The following is a 21,720-nucleotide window of genomic DNA, read 5'->3' as shown; positions in this document are numbered from 1 at the left end:
GCAAAAAAGTTATGGAGAGAAGAAATAATGCCTAATTATGCGAATCGTTATATTAGTACCCTCACTCGAGAAACATATGCTTTGATACTTGCGGGTGGAAGAGGTTCGCGCCTTCACGAACTCACCAATTGGCGAGCGAAACCCGCTGTTTATTTTGGCGGTAAACATCGAATTATCGATTTTCCACTGTCTAACTGCATTAACTCAGGGATCCGTCGGGTTGGCATTGCTACGCAGTATAAGTCGCACTCGCTTATTCGCCATGTTAATCGCGCATGGGGACACTTTAAAAAGGAGCTGGGAGAATCTGTAGAAATATTGCCAGCATCACAGCGATATGGTGATGAGTGGTACTGCGGCACAGCCGATGCAGTTTTCCAGAATATGGATATTATTCGTCATGAGCTTCCCAAGTACGTTATGATCTTATCGGGTGATCATGTTTACAGAATGGATTACGGTGGCTTACTTGCAAAGCACGTTGAGACAGGTGCAGATATGACCGTATGTTGTATTGAAGTGCCTTGTGAAGAAGCAGCGAAAACGTTTGGTGTAATGACTGTGGATGAAAGCAACCGTGTGCGTCGCTTTGATGAAAAGCCGGTAGATCCGACGTCAATCCCTGGAAAGCCAGGTGTATGTTTGGCGTCTATGGGGAACTATGTGTTTAACACTGAGTTTTTATTCGAGCAGTTAAAAAAGGATGCGGAACGAGAAGGGTCTGGTCGTGACTTTGGTCATGATATTATCCCATCCATCATAGAAGAGCATAATGTATATGCGTATCCATTTTGCGACCCATCACATGAAGGGCAGCCATATTGGCGAGATGTAGGGACGCTTGATTCATTCTGGGAAGCAAATATGGAGCTGGTTTCTCCTGAACCACAACTTGATCTCTATGATCCTCATTGGCCAATTTGGACTTATCAGGAACAGCTACCACCAGCTAAATTTATATTTGATGATGATGATAGACGCGGTATGGCCGTAGACTCGACGGTTTCTGGTGGCTGTATTATTTCTGGTTCTAAAGTTAAGCGTTCATTGCTGTTTTCCAATGTGCATGTTCACTCGTATTGTGAAATTGAAGGAGCCGTTGTGTTGCCTGGTGCCAAAATCGGGCGTAACTGCAAAATCAAAAACGCAATCATTGACCGCAGTTGTCAAATACCAGAGGGGATGACAATTGGTTACGATACTGACCTAGACAAAGAGAATGGCTTTAGAGTGTCGAATAAGGGGATCGTATTGGTGACCCGAGATATGCTCGCAGAGCTTGCGGAAAAAAATAATAAATGATCCATGTAGAGGTACTATGCATGTAATTTTAGTGGCAGCCGAAAACGATCGGTTGCCAAATTGTAAGGTGGGGGGCGTCGCAGATGTAATACGCGACGTACCTTATGCATTGGCGCAGCTTGGCATTAAAGTATCGGTGGTCACACCCGATTATGGCCAAGCTGCTTTAAATCGAAACTTAGTCGCTGATATTGCCGTCCCTTTTCGTCAACACCTAGAAACGGCGACTCTTTGGTCTGTTGAAGAAAGTGACAATGTCACTCAGTATGTCATTTCACACTCATTGTTTAGTGAGCATCACGGCGCTATTTACTGTAATGATCCTCACCAGCCCTTTGCGACAGATGCAAATCGATTTGCGTTTTTTAGTGCGGCAGTTGCTGAACTTATTGAACATGAGTTGATAGCTGAGATAGATGTTGTACACCTACATGACTGGCACGCTTCTGTCGTTGCTGTACTTCGTCAGTTTAGTCCAAGATTCAAACGCTTAAAGGCGCTAAGGACAGTCTATACGGTGCATAACCTTGCGCTTCAAGGGACCCGGCCTTTTAATCATGACTTTTCCAGCCTTGAGTCTTGGTTTCCGACACTCACCTATGATGGGCTCAGTATTTGCGATCCTAAATATCCTCACTGCTTTAATCCGATGCGAGCGGCTATTAATCTTTCAGACAAAGTGCATGTTGTTTCTCCTAATTATGCCAAAGAAGTGATGATCCCGAGTCATCCTGAGCTTGGTTTTTTTGGTGGCGAAGGGTTAGAAAGCGACATGCAGCATGCGTCTCATGAAGGACGGTTAGCAGGTATTTTAAACGGTTGTGTGTATGATGAGTCAGGTGACGAAGAGAATCTAATTTTTGCTGACTATTTGGCGCTTGCTGAGCAGCATGTGTTTCAATGGATGGCAAAATCTAGCCAAGTATTATCTCGGTTTTACATTGCTCATCAGCGCATACTCGCTTGGCGTGACGAAGCCTTTAGCGGCAAGCTAATTACAAGTGTTGGTCGTCTCACCGATCAAAAAGCACTTATTTTAAGACAGCCTACCCAATCAGGCATTGTGCTCGATGACATTGCAAAAATAGCCAAGCACCAAGGAGCACGTATTGTGATTGTAGGCTCTGGTGACCCAAGTCTTGAGCAGCTATTTACCGAAGTAATGGCACGCCATAACAATGTCTTGTTTTTAAATGGTTATGGTAAAGCACTCGGCGAGCAACTGTACCCATTAGGTGATTTGTTTTTAATGCCAAGCTCCTTTGAGCCTTGTGGTATCAGCCAAATGCTTGCGATGCGCGCTGGACAACCTTGTATCGTACATAAAGTGGGGGGATTATCTGATACGGTAAAACACAATGAAACCGGCTATTGCTTTGAAGGAGAAACGCTTGCTGAGCAAGGTAGTCAGTTTATTGCGATTTTTGAACTAGCACTCGCTGATCTGGTAGGGGATTGCGAAAAATATCAACAACTCAGGCTGCAAGCTCGTATGCAGCGCTTTGACTGGTCTGATGTTGCACAAAAATACTGCGAACAATTATATAGATAGAAAAAACGTAGTTAAAAAAATTTTCGCTTCTGTGTTAAGTATTTAGCAATTGGCTCAGTTGCTAAACAAAAAACTAGGTCAAAGGTATCAAAAGATAGCTTTGGCCTTTCTTTTTTGTCATTTTGCATTATCTTTTAAGCTATTATTTTGATTCTTAATAGCTTAGGTTGATTTTCTTTATCATCATAAAGGGTTAAAATCTAAAAATTGCTAAACCAAAAGTGCGATTGTTCACTTTAGGTACGAAGGAGTTTTTGTTTGAAGGTTTTTGTGGCCCGCCAAGCCATATTTAATCGTAAAAAACAAGTTGTTGCATACGAATTGTTGTTTCGCGATGGTGTAAAAAATAGCTTTCCAAATATTGCAGATGATGCAGCGACAGCCAAGCTGATAATGAATAATCAACTTAACCTCGGCATGCGATATCTCACTTCGGGAAAGAAAGCGCTAATTAATATTGGTCCAGACTCGTTACGTCAGGAGCTGTGTGAGTTTCTCCCAGCAAATGATGTGATCTTAGAACTATTGGAGACTATTCCGCCAACAAAACAAAATTATGAGCGGATAAGAGGCTTATTTCACAGCAACTTTAGACTCGCGTTAGACGATTTTGAATACTCAAAAGAATGGGAACCTTTCTTAAAGCTCGTAAGGTTGATTAAGTTCGACGTCATGGAAAACCCGCTGGACACTATAGTGCCAGTGATTGACATGATTAAAGAGCGAAAGAACATTAAACTACTTGCGGAAAAAGTCGAAACCGAAGAAGAATTCGAGCAAGCTAAAAAGATGGGATTTCAGTTCTTTCAAGGCTACTTCTTTGCAAAACCAAAAATGATTGAGCAAAAAGACATTACTATCAATTATGTGATAGTCATGCTCATTTATGAAGAAGCACTCAAACCGAATATGAGTATTACGCGATTAGCGGAGTTGTTTGCTCAGGACACTGCGCTTGCGTATAAACTGCTAAGGCTTATTAATTCCGGCGTATTTCCGATCAAAAGTCGTATCGAATCTTTAAAGCAAGCCCTGGTATATTTAGGAAACGAGCGTGTAAAAAAGTTTGTAAATTTAATTATGACAGCCCACGTAGCCGAGGGAAAACCGACAGAATTAACACGCCTTTCTATCGTTCGTTCACGGTTTTGTGAACTTATCGCACAGCAAATATCGCCAGGGCTTGCCAATATGAGCTTTATGACAGGGTTATTTTCTCTGCTTGATGCCATTCTTGACAGGCCAATGGAGCAGGTTGTAAACAAGCTACCTTTTCCTGAGCAACTCCATGATGCTTTGATAGGCAAACCCAACACACTATATTATATTTTAAATATCGTTAGAGCCTATGAGTCTGGAAGCTGGTGGACTCTGCAGGATGCGTGCAGTTATTTAAACTATAAAGACGAAAACCTTCCTGATTTTCATGCCGCTGCGATAAACTGGGCTGATATGTATAAAAACCGTGTGTATTGATGAATAGAATTATTGCGATGGATGCGATCCGCGGGTTCGCGCTGCTTGGCTTGCTTTCCATGAATATGGTACATATGGCCAATTTTGAGTTGGGTTATGTACCAGCTCAAACTGCCCACTATCTTGATCCGTTCTTCGCAATGGTTAACAATATTTTCTTTGATGGTCGATTCAGAACCTTATTTGCCATGTTATTTGGGGCGGCATTGTGCATTCAGGTAGCAAAGACGGATGATCAGAGGCTTGCAAGACATCGACTAACATGGTTAATGGTTTTCGGTGTGTTACACGGCGTGTTGGTTTGGCCTGGAGATATTTTATTTAATTATGCGTTGAGTGGATTTGTAGCACTACGATTTATAGATGCGAGCGACAAAAAGCTAAACCGCTATGCGATAGGATTCATTTTAGTCCCTTCTATTGCTATCAGCTTATTGCTATTAATTGATCCAGAACCACAAATAAATAGAACTTCAGAAGTCTACCTCGAGTTTTTGCAGCAAATTCCAGCAAACTACTTAGAACTACTCACCCTTAATGGCCTGTACTTTATCATTATTAGTTTGCTTATCCCGGTTATTACTTTGTGGTATACCGCCGGGTTAATGCTACTTGGTATGCGTTTATATCGAAGTGGAATGTTTGATTTAGAGCGTACTGAACCTGTTCATAAAATTAATTTGTTTGCCGTTGTAGCCATTATTTTGTCATTTGTAGGCTTTGTTCTTGAGCGTAAGCTAGGCGTCGAGTTTTTTGAAGGAATAGATTGGATCCTTGCGATACCCGTTGCGTTGTTTTATGTCGTTGTAATTAAGGCGGCAATGCGAGGTGCAAAACGTCAACTTTGGAGTTTACAATGTGTTGGGCGCCTAGCGCTGTCGTTTTATCTTCTCCAGTCAATTGTGTTTGTAAGCTATTTTTACTTTATAAACCCGAACGCTATCAGCACTTGGGAGCGGGTGGATTATTTCTCGGCATTTGTAATTGCGTCTATAATTCAATTAGCCCTTGCGTCTATTTATTTTAAGTTGTTTAAGCAAGGCCCATTTGAGAAGTTATTGAAGTTGCTAGTAATACGAAGAGCCCGCTATGATTAAAAAAGTACTAATTGGGGTAGTGCTATGGATGGTGTGTTTTAGTGTTGATGCTAAACAGTCTTTAAATGTCTTGTTTGTTAATCCTTCTGTGCCTGGTGAACCATTTTGGCAGCGCGTCCAAGGCATTACAGAAGCGGCAGCGGATCAATTCGATATTAGATTAGATGTGATCTATGGAGAAGGAAACCGAATTATACAGCTCGCTGAGCTTAAAAAATATTTGAGTTATCGTGCTACTCCCGACTATGTCATCCTCATTAATTATCCTGGTGGTGCCGAAGAAAGCCTAAAGCTTTTAGAAAAATATGGGATCAATCATATTACTTTAGAAGAAACGATTTCGGGCCCTGAAAGGCAGGCGATAGGTAATCCAAAAGAACACTATAAGTATTGGCTTGGGGAAGTACATCATGATAATGACCAAGCCGGTTACGATCTGGCAAAGAAACTATACCAACAGGCTAAAACTAACGGTCATGAGACAATTTATCCTATTGCTATCAATGGTCACTATGGCACAGAGTCAGATATTAGAAGCAACGGTGCAAAGCGCTTTTTTGATGAAGTTGGCGTGGTGGTTCAGCAAACTGTCTACGCCGGGTGGTCAAAAGAACAAGCGCTTGATAAGACTAAGAAATTGTTGCACCGCTATCCAAAAACAAACCTTATTTGGTGTGCGTCAGATTTGATGGCGATGGGAGCTATCACCGCAGCTGCATCAAGCGCTTCACAAATAGTGTTTGGTGGGTTTGATTGGTTGTCGGATACTTTTGAGCTTATTGAACATAATGAGATGCAAGCATCCGTTGGCGGGCACTTTATGATGGGGGCTTGGGCGTTGATTTCGGTGTACGATCATTATTATGGGCACCCTTTTTGGAAGGATAACACTGAACTTGCGTTTGATTTAACTGTGATCACCAAGGAAAATCTAGCTGACTATTACTGGATAAAGTCAGCGAAAAACTGGCAATCTATTGATTACAAGGCAATGAGTCTTAGAGGAAAGCCTAAAGAGCAGTATCATTTTTCTCCTGAGCTATTAAGAAAAAGTTTGCAAAAGTAGAAATGCAGTAGTGTAAAGCGGTTGAAGCGATTACAATACGGGTTTTTACTCAAAGTGGTTGTATCGTGACAGAGCAAAAGCGCCTCAATAAATACATCAGTGAAACAGGATTCTGCAGTCGTCGAGAAGCTGATGACTTAATCGCCTCAGGTCGTGTCAAAGTAAATGGAATTCTACCAGAAATGGGCACCAAAGTGTCTGATGCTGACACTATCATCATTGATGGTAAGCCTCTGAAAGCAAAGCCAAAGGCTGTATTTATTGCTTATAATAAACCTGTAGGTGTAACTTGTACCACCGAGCGTAAAATCAGAAGTAATATTGTCAGTGCAATTAACTATCCTGAGCGTATTTTCCCTATTGGTCGCTTAGACCGTCCATCCGAAGGATTAATTTTCTTGACCAACCAAGGCGATATGGTCAATAAAATCCTTCGCGCCGGCAATAACCATGAAAAAGAGTATGAGGTTGTGGTCGATAGGCCTATTGATGAGCGCTTTGTAAAACGTATGTCCTCTGGTGTTCCAATCCTTGGCACCGTCACAAAGCCTTGTAAAGTACGTAAAACCGGGGCTAAGTCTTTTACCATTGTATTGACCCAAGGCTTAAATCGCCAAATTCGCAGAATGTGTGAATATCTAGGATTTGAAGTAACACACCTTAAACGTATTCGGATAATGAATATCGATCTAACAGGCCTTAGCTCTGGTAAGTGGCGCCACCTTAACGAAAACGAAATGCGAGCGATTAATCACGCCACAGAGTCATCGAGTAAAACGCAAGAGGCATCAGCGGGTGCTGGTGCGGGAAAACAGCATGATAAGCCTAGCAGTGAAGTTGGTCGTCCAAAGCAAGATAGGCGAGCGCATAACAGCAAAGATCGAACAACTGAACTCGACAAACAAAATAGCGTTAAGTCTAAGCCAAAAACGCGAAATGGTGAACAAAATCACAGTCACAACAAACGTAAGTCAAGCCCAAAGCACAATACTAAGCCTGCAAAAAGGGTCAAAGGTACTTTGTCCTTAAATAAGAGTAAGTAATCTGAAGTTCGGACAATTAAGCAAAGAGTAGGGCAATGTAAAGCCCCTTGACAGCTTAATTAGAATGGGCAAAACGAAATAAATAAGGGCTATAGAAATAGCCCTTATTACATTTACTCAAACTGTTACTTTTCATCATCAGGTAGAGTAACGTTCAATTCTAATACTGCTAAGTCATCCTCGTTTTGTTCAAACTGGACGTTGACAGCATCCGAATCTACTTTCACATATTTACGAATAACATCGAGGATATCTTGCTTAAGTTGTGGTAAGTAGTCAGGTGTACCACGCTTTGAGCGTTCGTGCGCAACGATGATTTGCAGTCGCTCTTTCGCTAATGATGCGCTATTTTTTTTCTCAGAACGAAAATAATCTAGTAATGACACCTTACCCTCCAAAGATCCGTTTGAAGATACCTTTCTTCTCAACTTGTAAGAAGCGGAAATCAACGACTTCACCTAATAAGCGGTTAATTGCATCGCTGTATGCTTGGCCTGCATCAGACTCTTGGTCTAAGATAACCGGTTGACCTGAGTTCGACGCATTAAGTACTGCTTTTGATTCAGGTATTACACCTAGTAAGTCAATCGCTAGAATTTCTTTTACATCGTCTACCGACAACATTTCACCGCTATCTACCCGCTCTGGGTTATAACGTGTAAGCAATAGGTGTTCCTTAACCGGCTCTAGGCCCATTTCAGCGCGCTTCGACTTGCTTTGTAGAATACCTAAAATACGGTCTGAGTCACGAACGGATGAAACTTCAGGGTTAGTTGCTACCACGGCTTCATCAGCGAAGTACAATGCCATCATTGCGCCTGCTTCAATACCCGCTGGTGAGTCGCAAATGATGAAATCAAATTCTTCTTTCATTTCATTTAGCACACGCTCAACCCCTTCTCGAGTGAGGGCGTCTTTATCACGAGTCTGAGAAGCTGGAAGAATATAAAGTTTTTCAACGCGCTTATCTTTAATCAATGCTTGATTTAGGTTTGCTTCACCGTTGATAACGTTGACAAAATCATAAACAACGCGACGCTCGCATCCCATGATTAAGTCGAGGTTTCTAAGACCAATATCAAAATCGACAATGGCTGTTTTATAACCCTTTAGCGCTAAGCCAGTACCAATTGCTGCACTTGACGTTGTCTTACCAACACCGCCTTTACCTGAAGTTACGACAATAATTTTTGCCATCTGATTTATCCTTTGACCAAAGCTGTAATTTTTAATGATTCGTCTTGTTGTGTTATTTGAGCAGCTTGACCCCAGTGTTCACCTTGCAGCGAATCACTGATCCAATAACTCCCGTTTATAGACACCAGCTCAGCTTCTAAGCGCTGACAGAATATACTCGTGTCTTCTTGGCCTTGCGCACCTGCGATTGCACGACCACGTAAAGTACCGTAAATGTGCACGTTACCATCGGCGATAACTTCTGCACCATGACTTACAGCACCTAGCACGATCAGATCACGGTCTTTAGCATAAATTTGCTGACCACTACGTACCGTTCCGTTCACAATTTGAGCAGGAAGATAAACTTGTTTTTCTACTACTTCTGCTGCTTGAGATTGTGATGGGGTACTCGGTTGCACATCCCTTGAATAGTTTAGTACAGAAAACCCGGCTTCTTTGGCTAAGTCGTGCTGACTTTGAGTACCGCTACACACACCCACTGGATTGAGCTGTAAATCGACCAGTGTTTGCTTTAACTCTTTGAATTCTACAGTTTGCTCCTGAACATCAGCTAAATTAACGACAATTGGTGCACCTTGAAAAAATTTAGGCGCTTGCGAAATTTTGCTATCAAGATCTTGCCTTAACTTGGTCAGATCTAAAGAAAACAACTGCAGTACAGAGAGTGTAAATAGATTTCCTTTTAGTTCGAATGTTTGATTTGCCATATGTACTCAAATTTCTGTTACAACCGCCGCTAAAGCCTTATCTAGCTGACTTTAGCGGTTAGTAAAACTTTCCACAACTTACTAATAGCATGGTATAGTGACCGCCCATGATTAGCAAGAATTTATAGGCTTATAATGCTCACTGCCATATACAAAAGTCCAAAAAAAGCGGATACCTATCTTTTTGTAACTAAAAGAGATGATTTTTCCAATGTCCCTGCACCGTTAATGGAAACTTTCGGCACTCCTACCTATGTCATGATTATTGACCTTGCGAGAAGAACAAAATTGGGAATTGCTGATCTTGAAACGGTTAAGCAAAAATTAACTGACGATGGGTTTTACTTGCAACTTCCACCGCATACAGAAAGCTTGCTTGATGAATTTAGAAAGCAAAACGGAGTAACAGATTCGTGATAAAAAAAATTTCCCTACTAGTAGCCTCAGTTTGCTTGTCCACATCAGTCTTTGCTAATACTCAAGCGAAGTTTGATGAATACCTCAAAAACTTAAAACAAGAAGCGATTGACAAGGGCTATACACAACAATTAGTTGATGAGGCTTTTGCAACAGCAGTATTTAAGGAAAAGGTGATTAAGGCTGATAAGTCCCAGCCAGAAATTGTCGAAACACTAGAAACTTATTTACCCAAGCGCGTCCCTGAATGGAAAATCCAACAGGCTCGCAAACTCTACAAAGAACACCAAGAATCTTTAGAAAAAATAGCAAAAGAATATGGCGTACAGGCACGGTTTATTGTTGCCCTGTGGGGCCTTGAAAGCAACTTTGGTCGTATTCAAGGCGGCTATCCAGTCATTAGTGCGTTAGTGACGCTTGCTTTTGATGGTCGTCGAGAAGCTTTGTATAAAAGACAGTTGTGGGCTGCGCTAGATATTTTAAGAGATGGTCACATCGGTCTGGATGATTTCAAAGGATCGTGGGCAGGAGCAATGGGTCAAACTCAGTTTATGCCAACTTCATTTACGTCTTATGCTGTCGATTATAATAAAGATGGTCGTAAGGACATTTGGACGACACAAGAAGATGCTTTTGCGTCAATAGCCAATTACCTGAAAAGTGTGGGCTGGAACGACGATCTCACTTGGGGTCGCCAAGTTAAGCTACCTGAAGGTTTTGACAATAGCTACATTTTAAAGCGTGGTACTAAAACGCACAGCGAATGGTTAAAAGAGTGGAGTAAATCAGAGCGTTCATTGCAGGAGTGGCAAGCGCTTGGTCTTCGTAGGATGGATGGCACTGACTTGCCAAAAGTGAATATCACAGCCGCTTTAGTGATGCCAGATGACGCCAATGGCCGGATGTACTTGGCTTATGACAATTACAAGGCTTTAATGAATTGGAATAGATCTTATTACTTTGCCTCAAGCGTTGGATATTTATCTGACAGAATAGGTTACCCAAAGATTTAGCTACAAAGTCAGACTTAGCCCGCTCGAATAGCGGGCTTTTTTATGCCTATTTATTGGATGATAAAGCTTGCTTCGCAGGCATTAGATTTGCAGTAAACAAAAAAGACATATAGCAAAGACGAGTAGTATTCATAAAGCAATAAAAAAGGCAGCGTCCAACTCGCTGCCTTTTGGTTGGGCTAATGTATGCAAGTGTCAATAGTAGGACAAAGGTTGAACCTTGCCCCAAAAGACTCGGTACGAAAATAGCGTATATGCAATTAAGGTCGGCACCACAATGACTACGCCATATAATAAGAAAGTAAGAGCCGATGCGTCAGCGACCGCTTCGAAGATGGTTAGCTTGCCTGGCACTACGAATGGGTAAAAGCTATAAACTAAGCCGAAGAAGCAAAGCACAAAGATAAATGCTGAAATCAGGAACGGTAACCAAGCACCATTATCCGGCGACTTTGGTAGTTTCTGTAACACAAGTTCTAAAATTACAAAGAGCGACAAGCAAATAATCGGGGCTGGTAATACGACTAAGGCCATCGGGAGGTCAAACCAACGCTCATAGATCCACTCATTAATCGCTGGGTTGATGATAGAAACGAGCAACACCCCAACAAAGGCTACTCTCGCAAATTTTTTGCACCAGCTAATCGCATCTTGCTGCAATTGCCCTTCACACTTCATAATTAGCCATGCTGAACCAATCAAGCCATACGCGCAGACAACGCCAATTCCACTAAAGACCGCAAATGCATGGGCAAGAGGGGTATTTTCAAAGCCTATGACATAAAGCCCCAGCATATACCCTTGCGCAAACGAGGTGAGTAGCGACCCAAATTTAAATACTTTGTCCCACCGCCTTTGGCGTTTAACTCTCGCTTTTGCTCTGAAATCAAAAGCGACACCACGCATAATTAAGCCAAAGAGTAAAAACACAACAGGAATGTAGAGCGCCTGCAAGATCATACTATGGGCTTGAGGAAATGCGATAAATGCGAGGCCTACAGCTAAAACTAACCACGTTTCATTAGCATCCCAAAATGGACCGATAGAGGCTATCATAGTGTCTGCGGTTTCTTTATCGTCCAGCGGGATCATCATGCCAACGCCAAGGTCGTAACCATCTAATATTGCATAAACAAGCACAGCGAGTGCCATCAAACCGGCATAGATGAGAGATAGATATTCCGGATTAAACACGAGTCACCTCCTCAGCAAATTCCTTCATGTCGTACTCTTCCACTTCTACAGACTTGCTAGCAGTGTGGAACAAAGTGCGAATATAAGCGTACAGTAAGATTGCATATATCGTCAGATAGCCAATGAGTGTAAATAAGACGTTTTCTGAGGCAATTGTTGTGACTGCATCTTCAACTCTTAAGATACCACTGACGATATAAGGTTGGCGGCCAATTTCTGTGACATACCAGCCTGCGAGGGTAGCGACCCAGCCTGAGAAAGTCATCGCAACAAGCGTTTTCAGTTGCCACTTCGGTAACTCGCCCTTTTTCCATAATGTAAAACGAGTGACAAACGCAACTAAGATCATCAGCATGCCCATCCCAACCATGATTCTAAAACCGAAAAAGACGGGCTTAACAGGTGGGTGTTCACCTTTAAATTCATTAAGCCCTTTAATTTCACCGTTAACGTCGTGGGTAAGAATAAAACTTGCCATGTTAGGAATACCGAGCGCAAAGTCGTTGCGTCTTTCTTCCTCATTCGGAATTGCGAATAATAGTAGTGGTGCACCTTTCTCTGTTTCCCAAACCCCTTCCATTGCTGCAATTTTTTGTGGTTGATGTTTTAGCGTATTTAGGCCATGCAAATCGCCAACGAAAGCCTGCAATGGAGTAAGCAGCGCCGCAACTGTTAACGCAACGGTTAGCGCTTTCTTGGGGGCATGTTTTTCATCGTTTTTCAGCATCCGATACGCACTGACACCAGCTATCAAAAATGAAGCCGTCAGCGCACTAGCTAATAACATATGGAAGAAGCGATAACCGAATGAAGGATTGAAAATAACTTCGAACCAGTCCGTGGGATATACGATACCGTCTCTAAGTTCAAAGCCTGTCGGGGTTTGCATCCAACTATTCAAAGACAGGATCCAAAATGCGGAAAGCGTTGTACCTATGGCGACGATAAAAGTGGCTAAAGTATGTATTTTAGGTGGTACGCGCTTCATGCCAAACAACATGATCCCTAAAAATGTTGCTTCCATAAAAAATGCGGTCAATACTTCATAACCGAGCAAGGGACCTGCAATATTGCCGACTTTCTCCATAAAGCCGGGCCAGTTTGTACCAAACTGGAACGACATGGTAATGCCGCTTACGACACCGAGTGCAAAGGTTAATGCAAAAATTTTGACCCAAAAGCGATAAGCTCTTAACCAAACCGGGTGTTCGGTTAGGTCATACTTGAGTTTAAAAAACGCCAGAAACCAAGCTAACGCGATGGTTATCGTGGGAAAGAGAATATGAAAACTAATATTTGCTGCGAATTGTATTCGCGACAACAACAACGTATCAAGCATGACGCACCTCGCACTTTAAGACTTACGTAATAATTTATCCTTTAAATCTATTACTTTACTCACAGAAGAACCGAGCTTCATCAACGATTGCAATTGCTCTGGTGATAGGCGTTGAAGTTCCGCTGACCACTTAGTGACGGTTTCAAGTAGGTCATGAATGGATTGCATTTGCTGCTGTGCATACACTTCTTCAGGTGAGTTGGCGCTATCTAGGATTTGGTCACGAAGTAGAGTTAGTGTTGGGTCGATTTCCCTTTTTCTTCTCTCTTCAAATACGCGGTTAGCGAGATCCCAAATAGAGCCGTTTGGAGAGTAGTATTCTTTACGGTCGCCGGGAATATGATGCACCTTAACTAGTTGCCAAGATTGCAATTCTTTTATTCCCATACTCACGTTACCGCGTGAAATTTTTAACGCATCGGCGATTTCGTTCGCTGTTAATGGTTTTTCATTAATAACCAACAAACCAACCATTTGTCCTATAGTTCTGTTGAAACCCCAACGGCTTCCCATTTCGCCGCAATGAAGTACAAAATTTTCTATTTTTGGTGATAAGTTCATTGTTCTAAACTTTCAGTAATTATTGAAACTTTAATATAAAGGTCACTTTGACTTAGATCAAGCATTAATTAAGCTCAACTACAACATAGTGAAAGTTAACCTTCCCCGAATATCTATAATTGCCATCCACTGACCGCAAATCAATATAAATTTCAAATCATTGTGATTTAATGCGGCCACAATCACACGGATTATGCTGCACAGCCTCCTACTTTTGCAGCGGTACTCACATGACACGGGAATTTATACATGTTAAGAATCCTCCTTTTCACCTTATCTATCTTTAGTTGCACTGCTTTTGCTGAGCGCGCGACAACCATATTGATCTCCATTGATGGGTTTAGATGGGATTACATTGAAAAACACGATGCAAAGAATATTGCAAATCTTGCGAAGCAGGGCGTCCGCGCGACTAAGCTATGGCCTCAATATCCGACTAAGACATTTCCGAATCACTTATCTATTGTTACGGGTTTAAAACCAATCAATCATGGCATTGTCGATAATTACTTTTGTGATAAGAAGCGTGAAGAGTGTTATAAGATGGGAATGGGTAAAGTGGATAGCTCGTGGATAAGTGGTATTCCGTTATGGAATCTTGTAAAAATGCACGGGTATAAGTCTGCCGCGTATTTCTGGCCTGAATCAGACGCTAGAATCAATGGTATGACGCCTGACTATTACTATCACTATTCAAAACAAGCTGATTACAAGAACCGTCTAAATGAAATACACAACTGGCTAAAATTACCAAAAAGCGAAAAACCATTGTTTGTCGCCAGCTACTTTTCTCTAGTGGATACCATGGGTCATGAATACGGACCAGATCATGAAAAAACGAGAGAAGCGGTACAATTTGTTGATGGCTTAATTGGAGATTTTGTCGCTGTTTTGAAAAGGGACAAAATTAAAGTGAACTTAGTACTCGTTTCTGACCACGGTATGGCAAGCGTAGAGCCAAGCAAAGCCGTGATCCTCGAAGAGCTAGATATACCTGAAGATTGGACGATAAAAAATAGCGGAACGAGGGTGTCACTTTATGCGTTAGGTGATAAAGTCCTTGAAACAGAGACGCTTATACAGCAGTTACGTAAAAAAGCGAATGGTCGTTATAAAGTATTAAATCGTGAGCGAAAACTGCAATTAAATGGCGGTGAGTCTTCTCGTATCGGTGACATTATCCTGCAAGCAAAAGCGCCTATTGTCTTTATGCAAAAAGGCAAACAAGGCTATTATGGTACGCATGGGTATGAGGTGACACCTGATATGGCCGCATTTTTTGTCGCAAGTGGCCCTGCCTTTAAATCGGGTGTAACGATAGAACAAGCTAGCAATTTAGAAGTTTACCCAACACTTACACACATTATGGGGCTTAAGCCACTTAATGAGCTTGATAGTAGGGGGGAAAACCTATTAAAGCTGGTTAGGCAGTAAAACAGGCCATTTATTGTGTTCAGAGCCGATAAATAACGAGGCTCTGAACAAAAGCAGTAAAGCGCGCTACTTTTTATTGGAAGCCTTCATTAATCGTTTTGCTAAAGCAAAGACAATATAGACAAGAACCAAGGAATTAAGGACAAGCAATGCATCTTTATCAGATACGAACATCCATATCGCCGCGAGCGCAAGGCAAGCAAGTGTAAAGTGGCCAACTAGTGGATTGGTAGTCTTTTTCTTCATTAGAACTTCGCTGTATTTATGTTCAGATTATTTTACACCTGATAGCTGAGACAATACCAATAATCCGTTCAAAAAACTAAATATTTTTGGCTATGTGGTTATAATACCGGCACACAGAATGTGCACGTTCTTATTCGTTATTGGTCTGACCAGAAGTTTGATATAGATTAACTGTTTCATTCAAACGAATAGCTAAAATGTCATGGAAGTACATTAAAGAGAATTCTTAGTGGTACAAATAAATAAAGCAAAACATTGGTTAGACCTCAAAAAGCTCATACTCATTCTTGCCACATTATGCGTATTTACTTCGTTGCTAAACGCTCTGTTCTCAAGCTACCAAGTTCAAAAGCAAGTGATGGTAAAAGATACCTTGGAGGCAAATCGCGCTTATGCAACTAAGCTCGCGGATGTTACTGATCTCTTTTTACAATCAGTTTTGATGCAATTAAAAGCGTCGAGCGAAACTATCGCCTCGGAGCTAGATAACCCAGAGTTGGTCGATAACGAACTTAAGCAAATGCTTACTCGAACTCATAGTTTTGATTCAATCGTGCTAGTCAACGCCGATGGAGAAATTATCGGTGCTCAACCCAGTTCACTCGGTGTTGTTGGGACTACGCTTATAAATGAAGCCGAAACATCGCCACTTCGTAAACAGGCACCTTTCATCGTAGGGCCATTTATCTCTCCCGCCGGAAATTTGATGGTGAGCCCAACACACCCAATGTTTGATAGAGAAGGTAAATTTGTCGGCTTTATCGCAGCTGGGATTTATCTAAAAGGAGATAATATCTTAGGGCGGCTTCTTGCTAACCACCATCATAAGGACAAAACCTATATTTTTGTTACTGGGCCAAATGGTAAACTTATTTATCATCATGACGATCATCGAATAGGACAAGATGTCACTGAAAATGAAGTTGTTGGGTCTCTGCTTAATAAAGTTTCAGGGTCAGCACAAGTGATAAATACCCAAGGCGTTGCGATGCTTGCGGGCTATGCTCTGGTTCCCACAAGTGGTTGGGGCGTAGTAGCACAACGTCCGTTAGAAGTTACCATGTCGCACCTTTCTAATACTATGCGGCACGTACTCAAAACTACCATTCCATTTACTGTACTTTTGTTAATTTGTGTACTTGGACTCGGAACCTTAATAGCAAAGCCCCTATGGCGATTAGCTAAGTTATCAGAGCAAGTGCAAGATGGTAGAAACATAGATTTTCCACATGTATCTACATGGTATTATGAAGCCGCATGGCTTTATCAGGCAATGCACAGCAGTGTTAAGAACTTAGGAGCACAGATCCAACGCTTTGACGATGAAAGAAAGCAAGATCAGCTTACTCATTTATTCAATAGACGAGGAATGGAAAAGTGGCTGGAGACTGCCTATGAGCAGCAAACTCCGTTTAGCATTATTGCGCTCGATATCGATCACTTCAAACATGTGAATGATACTTACGGCCACGATGTTGGTGATGTAGTAATCAGAAAACTCGCCGAGCTGATGCGCACTAATGCACGTGAACAAGATCACTTATGTCGTAGCGGTGGAGAAGAGTTTTTAATGTTTTTGCCATATGTAGACATTGATAAAGCAGACATAATTGCAGAACGCTTGCGTGCATGTACCGCTGAAACTGAGTTTGGTGAAGCTGGGCATATTACGATTTCACTTGGTATCTCTCACTGGCCGCTGTGCTCTGAGGATTTGCATCATGCACTTAAACTTGCAGACAGAAGTCTATATCAGGCGAAAGCAAACGGCAGGAACCGTGTTGAACATGCCGTTTTAGCCAATCACAATGTAGCATAATTGGAAATTTGATATTAAAAAGTGAAATTTGCTCCGAATATCGGTAAGATGCGTTGCAATTTTACCGTTACCAAATTTGGAGCTGTACTTTCCATGGCAAAAACATTGAAAGTTCCTCATACACTAGTCCTGCTACTAGGTATGATGCTAATTGCATTACTGTCGACTTGGATTATTCCACAAGGCTTTTTTGATACTGCAACTACTGACTCTGGCAGGCAGGTTGTGCTTGCTGGTACCTACCATATTGCAGAAGAGTCTGTTCATCTTACACCTTGGGATCTGCTAAAAGCTATTCCTCGTGCGTTTGCTGCTGCGCAAGACGTAATCTTTTTCGTTATGATTGTTGGTGGTGTACTCGCAATCGCACGTGCAACAGGCACCGTTGATGCGTTGATCGGTCGTTTACTTGAGAAAAATGGCGATAAACCACAAAAACTCATTTTTATGGTAGTGTTCTGTTTTGCAATCGCGTCAAGCGCTATTGGTACAGCAGGCGAATACATCCCGTTTGTGCTGATTTTAGTTGCACTCTGTAAAGCAATGAAGCTAGATGCCATGACCGCTGTTGGTATGATCATTGCCGGCTATGGTATTGGTTACGGTGTCTCGGCATTCAACCCATTTACGGTATTAATTGCTCAGCAAATTGCTGAAGTACCTGTCTATTCGGGCATATGGTTGAGATTTGCTATTTTTGTTCCATTTGTACTGATTGGCTTTCATCATGTATGGAGCTATACAAAAAAGGTACGGCAAAACCCTGAGCACTCTATGATGAAAGACGTGCCTTGCCCACTGGCAGGTCAGGCTGCGCCAAGCTATCCGCAGCTTAATGGTCGTCATAGAACTATTCTACTTACCTTCATTGTTACGCTTGTCTGTGCGGTTTGGGGTATTGCGACTCAAGGATGGTATCTCTACGAACTAGGTGGCTTATTTATCGCCTGGGGTATCGTTATTTCAATTCTTGGTAAACTTTCAGCTGATGAAGCCGCAAACCGATTTATCGAAGGAGTCTCAGATCTTGTTACTACTGCAGTGCTTATTGGTGTAGCTCGTGGTATTGCACTAATTCTAGAGGATGGTCAAATTCTTCATACGATTGTACATGGTCTTTCAACACCACTTTCTTATGTCGCTGCGGAAGTTTCAGCTGTTGGTATGTTACTTATCCAAACGCTTTTAAATATGTTCATACCTTCGGGCTCTGGTCAGGCTTATGTTACCATGCCATTGATGGTTCCAGTAGGTGACCTAGTTGGTGTACCAAGGCAAGTTGCAGTACTTGCGTATCAGTTTGGTGATGGTTTCTCAAACATGATAGTACCGACCAATGCAGTATTAATGGGGATACTCGGCATGGCTGGCGTCCCATATACCCATTGGTTTAGATTCTGTATGCCGTTAATGGCTAAACTCATGGTAGCAGCGGCAACTGTGTTGGTACTCGCTGTGATGTTTGGTTATGGCTTGGACGTGCAACCACAACTGTAGATAAACAAATTTTCTTCTTAGATAGCGCCAATGGGCGCTATCTTGCTTTTACTAGACTCAATTTCTTTTCAAAAAGCAAATTTATTGATCTGTATTTATATTCTATGTAGTTTAATAAGCTATTATTATTTATTAAACAAAAATCTTGGTCGAGAATTAGCCATACAGACTTCTATGAATTTAACGTTTAGCCATTTTTACAATTTAACATCCACTAATCAGCGATATCAATTTGCATTGAAACAGCTGTTTGAACGGTTTGATGCGGATCATTGTTTTGTGGGTAAGTTTATCGATAACGATAAGCGCGTAAAGACCGTTATGTACCTGGCGGATGGTAAAGAAGTCGATAATATTATTTATGACCTAGAAGGGACGCCGTGTTTTGATGCTAAAGCAAGTAACGAAGTGTGCAGTGTTACCAGTGGCTTGCAACAACTTTATGAAGAAGATGAAATTCTTCGTGTTCTTAGTATAGAGGGGTATTTAGGGGTAACGCTAAGGGCCTTAGATCACAAACCAATAGGAATAATGGTCTGTTTGTTTAATAAAGAAAAACAAGTCAGCTTTGAAGAAAAATTGTGGTTTCAAGAGTTAGGACACCTGATCTCAACGGAGCTTAACCACAATTTAGAATTGACTAAACAAGGTATTTTACTAAAGCAACTTGCAAAAGGTGAGCAAATAGCGGACCTATGCACATGGACATGGCAACTTAAACAAAATAAGCACTACTTTTCCCCCCACCTAAATCATCTACTTAAGACAAAAGCTCATTCTCCGTCGCTGTCATTATTGCTCGATAAACTCACGATAGAAGATAGTGAAAGGCTGCGGATTGCATTAGAAAAAGTGAGGTTAGGTGCCGTTCGCAATACTGATTTGCAACTTTCATTGGCCGCTCGCACGGAAAATCATGGGTTATTAAGAATTATTGGGCAAGTAGAGTCTGATGAGCAGCATAGCGATGAGTTTGTATTCACTGCGACTATTCAAGATATTAGCTATATTTCATCGCTAAATAAACAGCTCGAACTCACTAATGTTGTGTTTGAGCATGCTACAGAAGCCATTATGATCACCAATAATGAAAATAAAATCATTATGGTGAATCGTGCTTTTGAGCGGCTAACGGGTTATACCGGCTACGAATTATTGGGCCAAGACCCCGCGGTGTTATCATCTGGTAAGCAAGATAAATCATTCTATGAAGCCATGTGGGCATCATTGAGCACGGTTGGCCATTGGAAAGGAGAGATCCACAACCGTCGCAAGAACGGTCAGATTTATCCTGAGGAATTAACACTGAGTGTGGTGAAGGATGAGCAAGGTCGAGTTGCTAACTACGTCGGCATTTTTAGAGATATTACCGAATGGAAGCGGAACGAGTCTCAACTTACCTTCTACGCCAACCATGAACCATTAACAGCATTATTAAATCGCCGCAGTTTTATGCAGCGATTGGAAGAACAAATATCGGGCTCTAGAAGTAACAATACCAGTTGTTCACTGCTTTTCATTGGCTTAGACAGGTTTAAAGAAGTGAACGATGTTTTTGGTCCGGAGATTGGCGATAAGGTACTTATTTCTGTAGCTAAACGATTAAAAAATGCAGTTCGCCAAAATGACATTATCGCAAGATATGGTGGTGATGAATTTGCGCTATTGCTCACTCATAGCGATGTAGAAAGCGCGCTTAAAATTGCTCAAAAGCTTTCACTGAAACTTTCTCAGCCCTATGTATTTAATGAAATTACTATAGAAGTCACTTGTTCTACAGGTATTGCACAGCTCGAGGCAGGCTCTCGGATCACCGCGGCTAACTTACTCAGAAACGCAGCGCATGCACTCAATAGCGTGAAAAAGACCGAGCGCGGACAGGTAGCCTTACACAATGCGGCAATTCAAAATGCCTATTTAAATAAAATAAAGCTTAAAGACAAGTTAAAGCAGGCACTGAAAGAAGGAGCGCTTACTGTTTATTATCAACCGATCGTTAATGCTGATACCAACCACATCACAAAGTTTGAAGCCCTAGTACGTTGGTTTGATGATGAATACGGAATGGTATCACCAGGTACTTTCATTCCTATTGCTGAAGAATTTGGTCTTATTCATTTAGTTGGACAGTTTGTACTTGAGCGTAGTTGCCAAGACTTAGCAAAGATCCACCAAGCTGGTTTTACAGAGGTTGGGATCTCTATTAACCGTTCTGTTAGTGAGTTTAAAGCCAGTATTAATCAGGTGAAGTTAATTACCAGCGCCATCGAAAAAGCAAAGATCCCGTATGAAGCAATTACCATTGAAGTTACCGAATCGCTTGCTACAAATCGCTATACTTGGAAAACGCTTAATCAACTGAGGGAACATGGGATCAAGGTTTCGCTTGATGATTTTTGTACTGGCTATTCATCATTAAGTAACTTGATAGAAAATCAGGTGGATTACCTAAAAATAGACAAAAGCTTTGTCGACAGCCTGATGTCTGATTACAACAAACAAGTAATGATTGACTGCCTCATTAAGCTCAGTGATAAGTTGGGAATTGGTGTGATAGCCGAAGGGGTAGAGCAGTTTACTCAACTCGAAAAATTACGAGAGCTCGGTTGTCATCACATTCAAGGATTCTTTTACAGTCCCGCAAAACCAATAGATGCCTGTCTTGAGCTACTCACAACAGACGCTTTTGCTGAACAAACACAAAGTGCGTTAGAAAAATAAAGGTGTGATATTTTGATATCACACCTAAAAATAGCA

Annotated in this window: 18 protein-coding genes; 12 read left to right on the top strand and 6 right to left on the bottom strand. The window is 41.6% G+C overall.

The window, feature by feature from the left end; all coding sequences use genetic code 11:
* Window positions 1-27 precede the first annotated feature (27 nt).
* The 6 genes from glgC (at window position 28) to rluF (ending at window position 7,536) form a co-directional block, all read left to right on the top strand.
* Window positions 28-1,302 (top strand): glucose-1-phosphate adenylyltransferase, encoded by a 1,275-nt coding sequence (gene glgC / locus L1271_RS06085; RefSeq protein ID WP_010372983.1) that lies wholly within the window; start codon window positions 28-30, stop codon window positions 1,300-1,302.
* 16 nt (window positions 1,303-1,318) lie between these two features.
* Window positions 1,319-2,854, top strand: a complete 1,536-nt coding sequence (locus L1271_RS06080; RefSeq protein ID WP_235367345.1) for a glycogen synthase — start codon at window positions 1,319-1,321, stop codon at window positions 2,852-2,854.
* A 258-nt stretch (window positions 2,855-3,112) separates the two neighbouring features.
* Entirely contained in the window at window positions 3,113-4,330 is a 1,218-nt protein-coding gene (locus tag L1271_RS06075) for an EAL and HDOD domain-containing protein (RefSeq protein WP_010605397.1), read from the top strand.
* The gene (locus L1271_RS06070; protein WP_235367344.1) at window positions 4,330-5,427 is read left to right on the top strand and encodes a DUF418 domain-containing protein; all 1,098 of its coding nucleotides are present in this window, start codon (window positions 4,330-4,332) and stop codon (window positions 5,425-5,427) included. The genes L1271_RS06075 and L1271_RS06070 overlap by 1 nt, the downstream gene beginning before the upstream one ends.
* The gene (locus L1271_RS06065) at window positions 5,420-6,493 is read left to right on the top strand and encodes an ABC transporter substrate-binding protein (RefSeq protein ID WP_102058044.1); all 1,074 of its coding nucleotides are present in this window, start codon (window positions 5,420-5,422) and stop codon (window positions 6,491-6,493) included. The genes L1271_RS06070 and L1271_RS06065 overlap by 8 nt, the downstream gene beginning before the upstream one ends.
* 65 nt (window positions 6,494-6,558) lie before the next feature.
* Complete coding sequence (gene rluF / locus L1271_RS06060) at window positions 6,559-7,536, top strand: 23S rRNA pseudouridine(2604) synthase RluF (protein WP_235367343.1); 978 nt, start codon at window positions 6,559-6,561, stop codon at window positions 7,534-7,536.
* 125 nt (window positions 7,537-7,661) lie between these two features.
* On the opposite strand, the gene minE is transcribed toward rluF, so the two are convergent.
* The 3 genes from minE to minC are packed head-to-tail and all read right to left on the bottom strand — an operon-like array spanning window position 7,662 to window position 9,443.
* Window positions 7,662-7,922, bottom strand: coding sequence for a cell division topological specificity factor MinE (gene minE, locus L1271_RS06055; protein ID WP_010372964.1), 261 nt, complete (start codon window positions 7,920-7,922; stop codon window positions 7,662-7,664).
* Between the two features lies 1 nt (window position 7,923).
* Window positions 7,924-8,733, bottom strand: coding sequence for a septum site-determining protein MinD (gene minD / locus L1271_RS06050; protein ID WP_010372960.1), 810 nt, complete (start codon window positions 8,731-8,733; stop codon window positions 7,924-7,926).
* 5 nt (window positions 8,734-8,738) lie between these two features.
* Window positions 8,739-9,443, bottom strand: a complete 705-nt coding sequence (gene minC, locus L1271_RS06045) for a septum site-determining protein MinC (RefSeq protein ID WP_010372958.1) — start codon at window positions 9,441-9,443, stop codon at window positions 8,739-8,741.
* Between the two features lie 135 nt (window positions 9,444-9,578).
* On the opposite strand from minC, the gene L1271_RS06040 reads away from it, so the two are divergent.
* Both L1271_RS06040 and L1271_RS06035 read left to right on the top strand, forming a co-directional pair.
* Window positions 9,579-9,860, top strand: coding sequence for a YcgL domain-containing protein (locus tag L1271_RS06040; protein WP_010605401.1), 282 nt, complete (start codon window positions 9,579-9,581; stop codon window positions 9,858-9,860).
* Window positions 9,857-10,873: a lytic murein transglycosylase gene (locus L1271_RS06035; protein WP_010605402.1), complete on the top strand. Its 1,017-nt coding sequence runs from the start codon at window positions 9,857-9,859 to the stop codon at window positions 10,871-10,873. The genes L1271_RS06040 and L1271_RS06035 overlap by 4 nt, the downstream gene beginning before the upstream one ends.
* Window positions 10,874-11,068: 195 nt before the next feature.
* Here L1271_RS06035 and L1271_RS06030 read toward each other — a convergent pair whose 3' ends face one another.
* Genes L1271_RS06030 through L1271_RS06020 form a run of 3 tightly spaced genes read right to left on the bottom strand, consistent with a single transcriptional unit; the run spans window position 11,069 to window position 13,967 of the window.
* A complete protein-coding gene (locus tag L1271_RS06030; protein ID WP_010372949.1) occupies window positions 11,069-12,067 on the bottom strand; it encodes a cytochrome d ubiquinol oxidase subunit II in 999 nt (332 codons plus the stop codon).
* On the bottom strand, window positions 12,060-13,406 hold the full coding sequence (locus tag L1271_RS06025; RefSeq protein ID WP_039495168.1) for a cytochrome ubiquinol oxidase subunit I: 1,347 nt from the start codon (window positions 13,404-13,406) through the stop codon (window positions 12,060-12,062). The genes L1271_RS06030 and L1271_RS06025 overlap by 8 nt, the downstream gene beginning before the upstream one ends.
* Window positions 13,407-13,421: 15 nt before the next feature.
* Complete coding sequence (locus L1271_RS06020; RefSeq protein WP_010605404.1) at window positions 13,422-13,967, bottom strand: GbsR/MarR family transcriptional regulator; 546 nt, start codon at window positions 13,965-13,967, stop codon at window positions 13,422-13,424.
* A gap of 249 nt (window positions 13,968-14,216) precedes the next feature.
* Between L1271_RS06020 and L1271_RS06015 the strand changes: the two genes are divergently transcribed.
* From L1271_RS06015 to L1271_RS06000, 4 genes are all read left to right on the top strand, one after another.
* Complete coding sequence (locus tag L1271_RS06015; RefSeq protein WP_010605405.1) at window positions 14,217-15,401, top strand: alkaline phosphatase family protein; 1,185 nt, start codon at window positions 14,217-14,219, stop codon at window positions 15,399-15,401.
* A 475-nt stretch (window positions 15,402-15,876) separates the two neighbouring features.
* Window positions 15,877-17,466 carry a sensor domain-containing diguanylate cyclase gene (locus L1271_RS06010; protein WP_102058046.1) on the top strand — a complete coding sequence of 530 codons (1,590 nt, stop codon included), beginning with the start codon at window positions 15,877-15,879 and terminating at the stop codon, window positions 17,464-17,466.
* 93 nt (window positions 17,467-17,559) lie between these two features.
* Window positions 17,560-18,963: a YfcC family protein gene (locus L1271_RS06005; RefSeq protein ID WP_235367342.1), complete on the top strand. Its 1,404-nt coding sequence runs from the start codon at window positions 17,560-17,562 to the stop codon at window positions 18,961-18,963.
* Between the two features lie 174 nt (window positions 18,964-19,137).
* The gene (locus L1271_RS06000; protein WP_235367341.1) at window positions 19,138-21,684 is read left to right on the top strand and encodes a putative bifunctional diguanylate cyclase/phosphodiesterase; all 2,547 of its coding nucleotides are present in this window, start codon (window positions 19,138-19,140) and stop codon (window positions 21,682-21,684) included.
* The last annotated feature ends 36 nt before the right edge of the window (window positions 21,685-21,720 follow it).

This window comes from Pseudoalteromonas sp. OF5H-5 (assembly GCF_021530695.1).
Taxonomy (GTDB): Bacteria; Pseudomonadota; Gammaproteobacteria; order Enterobacterales; family Alteromonadaceae; genus Pseudoalteromonas.
This window is presented reverse-complemented; position numbering and strand designations above follow the sequence as displayed.

What these genes read in the sequence shown, in the direction of transcription:
- glgC (WP_010372983.1), top strand. Translation starts at nt 28, where the DNA reads ATGCCTAATTATGCGAATCGTTATATTAGTACCCTCACTCGAGAAACA.
- L1271_RS06080 (WP_235367345.1), top strand. Translation starts at nt 1,319, where the DNA reads ATGCATGTAATTTTAGTGGCAGCCGAAAACGATCGGTTGCCAAATTGT.
- L1271_RS06070 (WP_235367344.1), top strand. Translation starts at nt 4,330, where the DNA reads ATGAATAGAATTATTGCGATGGATGCGATCCGCGGGTTCGCGCTGCTT.
- L1271_RS06065 (WP_102058044.1), top strand. Translation starts at nt 5,420, where the DNA reads ATGATTAAAAAAGTACTAATTGGGGTAGTGCTATGGATGGTGTGTTTT.
- minD (WP_010372960.1), bottom strand. Translation starts at nt 8,733, where the DNA reads ATGGCAAAAATTATTGTCGTAACTTCAGGTAAAGGCGGTGTTGGTAAG.
- minC (WP_010372958.1), bottom strand. Translation starts at nt 9,443, where the DNA reads ATGGCAAATCAAACATTCGAACTAAAAGGAAATCTATTTACACTCTCT.
- L1271_RS06040 (WP_010605401.1), top strand. Translation starts at nt 9,579, where the DNA reads ATGCTCACTGCCATATACAAAAGTCCAAAAAAAGCGGATACCTATCTT.
- L1271_RS06025 (WP_039495168.1), bottom strand. Translation starts at nt 13,406, where the DNA reads ATGCTTGATACGTTGTTGTTGTCGCGAATACAATTCGCAGCAAATATT.
- L1271_RS06020 (WP_010605404.1), bottom strand. Translation starts at nt 13,967, where the DNA reads ATGAACTTATCACCAAAAATAGAAAATTTTGTACTTCATTGCGGCGAA.
- L1271_RS06015 (WP_010605405.1), top strand. Translation starts at nt 14,217, where the DNA reads ATGTTAAGAATCCTCCTTTTCACCTTATCTATCTTTAGTTGCACTGCT.
- L1271_RS06005 (WP_235367342.1), top strand. Translation starts at nt 17,560, where the DNA reads ATGGCAAAAACATTGAAAGTTCCTCATACACTAGTCCTGCTACTAGGT.
- L1271_RS06000 (WP_235367341.1), top strand. Translation starts at nt 19,138, where the DNA reads ATGAATTTAACGTTTAGCCATTTTTACAATTTAACATCCACTAATCAG.